Source organism: Candidatus Yanofskybacteria bacterium (genome assembly GCA_003514055.1).
Lineage (GTDB): Bacteria > Patescibacteriota > Minisyncoccia > 2-02-FULL-40-12 > GWA2-44-9 > UBA12115.
Map to the genome: position 1 here is coordinate 43,225 of DOSG01000009.1, position 6,422 is coordinate 49,646.

At 40.7% G+C, this 6,422-nt stretch carries 7 protein-coding genes; 2 read left to right on the plus strand and 5 right to left on the minus strand.

The genetic code is table 11. The features are described from left to right. Nucleotides 1-166: 166 nt before the first annotated feature. The gene (gene dnaN, locus DEG18_03845) at nucleotides 167-1,264 is read left to right on the plus strand and encodes a DNA polymerase III subunit beta (protein HBX58710.1); all 1,098 of its coding nucleotides are present in this window, start codon (nucleotides 167-169) and stop codon (nucleotides 1,262-1,264) included. A gap of 1 nt (nucleotide 1,265) precedes the next feature. Further along, nucleotides 1,266-1,553: a hypothetical protein gene (locus DEG18_03850; protein ID HBX58711.1), complete on the plus strand. Its 288-nt coding sequence runs from the start codon at nucleotides 1,266-1,268 to the stop codon at nucleotides 1,551-1,553. Between the two features lie 36 nt (nucleotides 1,554-1,589). Here the strand turns inward: DEG18_03850 and DEG18_03855 are convergent, their stop codons facing one another. From DEG18_03855 to DEG18_03875, 5 genes are all read right to left on the minus strand, one after another. Next, a complete protein-coding gene (locus DEG18_03855; protein HBX58712.1) occupies nucleotides 1,590-3,746 on the minus strand; it encodes a hypothetical protein in 2,157 nt (718 codons plus the stop codon). Between the two features lie 74 nt (nucleotides 3,747-3,820). Then, nucleotides 3,821-4,033: a hypothetical protein gene (locus tag DEG18_03860; protein ID HBX58713.1), complete on the minus strand. Its 213-nt coding sequence runs from the start codon at nucleotides 4,031-4,033 to the stop codon at nucleotides 3,821-3,823. Between the two features lie 101 nt (nucleotides 4,034-4,134). After that, complete coding sequence (locus DEG18_03865) at nucleotides 4,135-4,614, minus strand: crossover junction endodeoxyribonuclease RuvC (GenBank protein HBX58714.1); 480 nt, start codon at nucleotides 4,612-4,614, stop codon at nucleotides 4,135-4,137. 96 nt (nucleotides 4,615-4,710) lie between these two features. Beyond that, the gene (locus tag DEG18_03870; GenBank protein ID HBX58715.1) at nucleotides 4,711-5,127 is read right to left on the minus strand and encodes a hypothetical protein; all 417 of its coding nucleotides are present in this window, start codon (nucleotides 5,125-5,127) and stop codon (nucleotides 4,711-4,713) included. A gap of 4 nt (nucleotides 5,128-5,131) precedes the next feature. Then, nucleotides 5,132-6,145: a Holliday junction branch migration DNA helicase RuvB gene (locus DEG18_03875; protein ID HBX58716.1), complete on the minus strand. Its 1,014-nt coding sequence runs from the start codon at nucleotides 6,143-6,145 to the stop codon at nucleotides 5,132-5,134. Between the last annotated feature and the right edge of the window lie 277 nt (nucleotides 6,146-6,422).

A 6,422-nucleotide genomic window follows, 5' to 3' on the forward strand; every position in this document is an offset into this window, starting at 1 on the left:
TTATACCTAGACAGTCCATACCTTATGAACACTTGTGTCCAAGATGAATATTCTCACCTGACTACTCTGGGCCTACGATTTAAGACTCTGGGTGACTATCTATCCACAGAAAATACATCTATAATAAGAGTAATAATATCTAATAAATATATTATTATAACCACACATGAAAGCAGTTGTTAACCAAAAGAATTTTAAGAAAGCTCTCAGTATTGTAGAAAAAGTTGTTTCCAAAAATACCACCTTACCAATGCTAAGTAATATTTTGATTAAAACAGAGAACGGTAGGCTAAAGATATCGGCTACTAACTTAGAGGTTGGTATAAGTTACTCAATTGGATCAAAGATTGATGAAGTTGGAGAGATAGCTGTACCAGCAAGGATACTGGTAGATCTTATTAATGGAATAGAAGATGACAAAATTAGTATCTCAACTAAAAATAATATCTTAATTATTAATTCCGAGAAGTATAAGACCCAAGTATTAGGTTTTAGTGCTAGTGATTTTCCCATAATTCCTAAGATTAAAAATAATTTAATTAGCGTGGTTCAGGCAAAGGCGGTTAAATTGCTACTTGCTTCAGTTTTTGATTCTATAGCCATATCTGAGACTAGGCCAGAGCTAGCAGGGGTTTATACAGACTTCAGGTCTAGTACAGTAACAGTCGCGGCTACGGATAGTTTTAGGCTTGCCGAGAAGAGCATCTCTGTAAAAAATACACAGACGGCGTCGGTCATATTACCAAGGAATACAGTAGTCGAGCTTATTAGAATATGTGGAGATATTGAAGGAGATCTAAATGTTTATCTTAGTGAAAATCAGATTGCTTTCTCAAGTGAAGATATGGATTTTGTATCCAGGATAGTTGATGGTAATTATCCTGACTATAAAAAAGTTATACCTGAGAAATTCACATCTAAACTTCTGGTCAATAAAAACGATTTGGAAAAAACAGTACGATTAGCTGGACTATTTTCTTCTAATATCTCCGATGTTAAGATAAGTTGCTCCGAAGAAGAGACAAAAATAATAGCAAAAAATTCCGATAAGGGAGAGATAGAAACAGGAATAGAATCACTATTAAGAGGGGAGCCATTTGATGTTTCTGTAAACTATCACTATCTGCTAGATGGAACGAAGATAATAGATACTGAGAAGCTGGTTATAGAATTCGTTGGCGCAGGAAGTCCTATCGTATTAAGACCGGCAGAAGACAAGGGCAATACGCTGTATCTTATAATGCCTCTAAGGAATCAATCTTAATATGTTCAGAGGTATAGCCAACGCTCTAAACAAAAGAAATAAAGGTTTTGTCCTAATTGGTCAGGATAATAGAGAAGCTGAGCAGGCCTTGCAAGATTTTTTAATAGACGAGTTTGGGAATGATATATTAGAATTTAACATATCCATAGAATCTAATAGAAGAATAAATGCATTCACAGTAATAACATCAAATAAGACAATTGCTATGGAAATTAATCTTAGAATAGAGTCTTTGCGTAGGCACTTAGTAAGTAAAGGACTCAAGCCTGACAAGTTAAATATTAAATAACAAATAAGTCCNNGGACTTATTTGTTATTTAATATTTTAGAAGTCATAGGTACTACGAACGATCCATTCCCAATTATTGAATTGAGGATCGTTACTGGGATTAGAGGGAAAAGGGCCTAAAGGATTGTTTTTATCTATATAATATAAAATACTGTGTATCTCCGGAGTAGATAACTCATCTTTCTTGTATATATAATTGCCATCTAACATTATTTTATTTGTTGAAACTGGCTCAGGCTTGATGAAATCTTCTTTTGGTAGTCTAGCGAGTGCTTTTACCATAAACTCGTGCCAGAGAGGCCCTGAAGCGCTTATGCCGGCACCTGCACGAGACATTGATGTGTTGTCGTTGTTCCCACTCCACACACCTACGGCTATATTGGGAGCATATCCAAGTACCCAGGCATCTCGATTGTTTTGAGTTGTTCCAGTTTTAGCCGCCACTTCTCTGTTTGGGATATACAGAGAGCTGGAGTAGCCAAAGACTGCGGATCTTGCCGCGTTATCTGATAAGATGTTGCTAATTAATCTAGAAGTCTGGGCGTTTAAAACCCTTTCTGGCTTTACATCTCTTTCTTCCATTATCGAGCCATCATTAGACTCGACTCTGGCTACTATGTTCCAGTTATTTTTTATGCCGTCATTAGCGAAAACTCCATAGGCAGAGACTAGATCTATAGCTCGAACTTCTGCTCCACCAAGGACTAAAGATAAGCCGTAGTCGCCCTTCAGGGTGGTAATACCCATATTTGTGGCGAGTTCTTGGGTTTCTTTAGTGCCAGCTAGATAGAGCGTTTTTACCGATGGAACGTTGAGTGACTGAGCTAGAGACTGCCGTATGGTGACTGGCCCGCGATAAGAGACATCATAATTTTGAGGATGATAGCAAGAGAGTCCGTACTTGTCTTTATTCTGTAATCCATCAGGATTGCAGAGGGGATTGAATTCTGTCTTTAAATCAAACAATATTGTGTAATCGGTAAAGCCTTTGTTGAGTGCGGCGGCGTAAGCGAAGGGCTTGAAAGACGAGCCGGGCTGGCGATTAGGAGAAGTGATTACATTAAAGTTGCCTTGGTTAGCTATATCGAAATAGTCGCTAGATCCGACTAGCGCGAGAACTCCTCCGTTTTTTGGATCCAAGGCAACCATGGCTAGATTCTTAGCTCCGTACTGTTTTTTATTTATAGCTGCGTATTTTGTTACAGACTCTTCAGCAATTTTTTGAAGATCCACGTCGAGCGTAGTGATTATCTTGAGCCCCTCGTTCTCGACTACTTCTTCTCCGTATTTTTGAGTCAGATACTCTTTTACCATGATCACAAAATGAGGCGCGAGTAGGGCCTCCTTAGACGGCTTGAAAGTTATCTTTTCTTCTTTAGCGCTTCGAGATTCTTCGGCACTTATTAATTCCAAGGACTGCATTCTATCCAAGACAAAATCTCGGCGGCCGAATAACTCTTCTAAGTGGTTGCCATAGGGAGAATAATAAGACGGAGCCTTGATTAGCGCCGCAAGAGTAGCGGATTCTGAGATAGACATCTCTGAGGCTCTTTTGCCAAAATAATTAACACTAGCTGCTTCTATCCCGTAAAGAGTTGATCCGAAAGGTATTTGATTGAGATACATCCAGAATATCTGGTCTTTTGAAAATCTACGCTCTATCTCTATCGCCAAAATTACTTCTCTTAATTTTCTAGATATAGTTTTCTGTTGGCCAAGGAGGGCATTTTTTACTAATTGCTGAGTTATTGTTGAGCCGCCCTGAGAGAGATTCAGCCCGGTAATGTCTTTCCAAAACGCTCTCATAATACCCTGAATATCTAACCCCTTATGAGTATAGAAACCACTATCTTCTGAGGCCAAAACGGCATTTTTAATACTGATAGGCATCTGTTCCCAGGGGATTACGGTTCTCTTCTCGGTTCCGTGGATGTCGTATAAGAGTATTTCGCCAGTACGATCAAATATTTTAGTAGACTCGCTGACTTTCCTAAACACTAAGGTGCCAGGATCGGGGATAGTTCTTTCTAGGTATATAAAATAAGAGAAGCCACATATGGCGCCTATAACGATTAGCCACGGTACGATTGCGAGTATTTTTTTTGTTGGGATGTAAACAAAGCTTCGTCCAAGTTTTTTCGCGCGTCGGATAATAGGTCTAATGTCGTAGTGCATTACGTAGTATAATGCCATAAAATATGGATATTATCAATGCGTATTAAATAAAAAGAGAGGGAGTCGTATGCTCCCTCTCTTTTTATTTAATGCTAAGCCGCGTCTTCTTCCTCCTCGTCCTCCGTATCCCATCCCTCCGCGGCCTTTGGGTCTTCTTCCTCCTCGTCCTCCTCGTCGTCTTCCTCTTCTGCGTCTTGATCTTCGAGGACGTTTTTTTTCTTGGGGTCGCCTTCCTTTTCGGCCCCTTCCTCTATTTCGTTAAGGTCGTCCTCGTCCAATAATAGGTATTTTTTGTCGAGAATCATTGTTAGTCTCCACCACTTATCCTCACTAGCTCTGACGTTTTTTTTGAGCTAGTGAATAGAATAAATTTAGTGGACGTAATTATAACAAAAAACGAACTAAACTATTTAATAATGGGAGTATAATTATTTGCCACGCAAATTGCAATAGCCAAGGCGTCTGCAGCGTCGTCGGGTCGTATTTCCTCCTGTATCCCTAGAAGCATTCTTACCATCTTCTGTACTTGTGTCTTGTCGGCCTTGCCATAGCCACTTAGGCCTTGCTTAACCTGCAGGGGAGTGGGCTCTACTATGGGTAATCCAGCTTTGGTCAGAGCCAAAAGAAGCACTCCGCGCATTTCACTGACCGCCATAACGGTTCGCTGGTTATTGAAAAAGAACAACTTCTCTATGCCGGCCAAAGTTGGCTTATATTCTTTTACTAGTTTTAAAATTTCTTTCTCAGCTAGGACTAGGCTATAGGAATTGTCTTTCTTTAGGTTCTTAATTATCCCGAACTTTACGGGACTGAACTTAGAGTTTTCGTAGTCTACGATGCCAAAGCCAATTCTAGTTGTGCCCGGGTCTATACCAATTATTCGCATATCGTTATGCTAGGTTGTCGGTTATATCCTCGACGTCGTCTTGGTCGCCTAGGGCTTCTAATAGTTTTTCTAGCTGTTCTTGGTGAATTGGATCTGTCATCTGAAGAGGGGGTTGGCTAAACATCCAGCCAATGCTATCTGGTGATACCATTTTTGCGTTATTGTTCGATAGAATCTTTTTATTTCAGCTATGGTTCGGTTGCGACTATCTGTGATTGCCTTTATCTTCAAGGCGACTCCTCCTGGACCCACAGCTTCTATAGAGAGTTCTTCCAGCTGGTCTAGTCCGCCGTCTTTAACTTTCTTTATCGCTCTCTCAATGTTCTCGTTGGGCATGTTCTCCTTCTTCGCTCTCTCGATTATCTGAGTTAGGGCGATATTAAATTTTGAGTCTACCCCTTTCTTTGCGGCTATAGTGATCAAACGAGAGAGTCTGGAAAAGGCCTGACTTTTCTTTTTGTCGGTGATAGCCTTTCTATGCTTTATCTGAGACCACTTTGAGTGCCCGGACATAATTCTATGCTAATTTATTTTGTACTGTTGCGCCGACATGGGTTGCGCCTTCAGGGGTTACGACGCGACCCTTGGGGGTACGAGCCATGAATCCAATCTGCATTAGGTAGGGTTCGTAGACGTCCTCAATAGTATTCTCTTCCTCGGATATTGATGCGGCTATAGTTTTTAAGCCCACTGGTCCGCCATTGAATTTTTTTGCGATGGCTAATAATATTTTACGATCAGTATCTTCTAACCCGCGATTGTCTATCTCTAGCATGTCTAGGCTCTCTTGGGCTAGGTCTGCTGTTATCTTTAGAGAATCCTTCATTTGAGCGTAGTCCCGAGCTCTTTTTAATAATCTATTGGCAACTCTAGGAGTAAACCTAGACGCTGCGGATATTTTGAGGAGAGATTCCTGGTCTATGGCTATGCCTAGCAAGGAGGCTGACCTCAAAACTATCTTGGCTATCTCCGTTTCGTTGTAAAAGTCTAATCTGAAGTTCATACCAAATCGCGATCTAAAAGGAGCAGATAATAGAGATATCCTCGTAGTCGCGGCTATTAGGGTAAAGCGGGGGAGATTAATCTGAATAGTCTTTGCGGCATTGCCCTTGCCTATAACGATGTCTAGCTTGTAGTTTTCCATCGCCGGATATATAACCTCTTCGATGGTCTTGTTTAGTCTGTGAACTTCGTCTATGAATAGGATATCGCCATCGTTTAGGCCGGTTAGAATAGATCCAACATCGCCGGCTTTCTCGAGGGCGGTGCCAGAAGTTATCTTAATGGAAGCTCCAAGTTTTTTGGCTATTAAGTAGGCTAGGGTCGTTTTGCCTAATCCAGACGGACCATGTAGTAGGATGTGCTCTATCTGGTCTTTGCGCTTCTTGGAAGCGCCAATGGCGACCTCTAGATTGGCCTTAATTTTCTCTTGGCCAATATATTCCTCAAATGTCTGCGGCCTGAGGGCTAGGTCTAAAACTTGGTCTTCTGGGCCGCTTTTCTGGGCTAAATTGGGTATCTTGACACTCATGGGTATTTGGCTTAAAATATAGGTAGGCTTAAACCCGGTTTAACCGGTTTTAATTTGTACCTACTAACGACCTTTATAATCTGTAGGCAATTGAGTCTAGTATATTTATACACACGGATTCAATCGGGATACTATCTAGATGGATAGTTTGGTTTCGACTGAATTACTCCTCGGAATTATCCTGTCCCGCACTCTTTATGAGTATGGGCATTTGCCTACAGATTATAAAGGTCGTTTTTTATTACAATATTCTCTCGATCTCTTCAATTGAAGTAAT

What these genes read in the sequence shown, in the direction of transcription:
- DEG18_03865 (HBX58714.1), bottom strand. Translation starts at nt 4,614, where the DNA reads ATGCGAATAATTGGTATAGACCCGGGCACAACTAGAATTGGCTTTGGC.
- DEG18_03855 (HBX58712.1), bottom strand. Translation starts at nt 3,746, where the DNA reads ATGGCATTATACTACGTAATGCACTACGACATTAGACCTATTATCCGA.
- DEG18_03860 (HBX58713.1), bottom strand. Translation starts at nt 4,033, where the DNA reads ATGATTCTCGACAAAAAATACCTATTATTGGACGAGGACGACCTTAAC.
- dnaN (HBX58710.1), top strand. Translation starts at nt 167, where the DNA reads ATGAAAGCAGTTGTTAACCAAAAGAATTTTAAGAAAGCTCTCAGTATT.
- DEG18_03850 (HBX58711.1), top strand. Translation starts at nt 1,266, where the DNA reads ATGTTCAGAGGTATAGCCAACGCTCTAAACAAAAGAAATAAAGGTTTT.
- DEG18_03875 (HBX58716.1), bottom strand. Translation starts at nt 6,145, where the DNA reads ATGAGTGTCAAGATACCCAATTTAGCCCAGAAAAGCGGCCCAGAAGAC.
- DEG18_03870 (HBX58715.1), bottom strand. Translation starts at nt 5,127, where the DNA reads ATGTCCGGGCACTCAAAGTGGTCTCAGATAAAGCATAGAAAGGCTATC.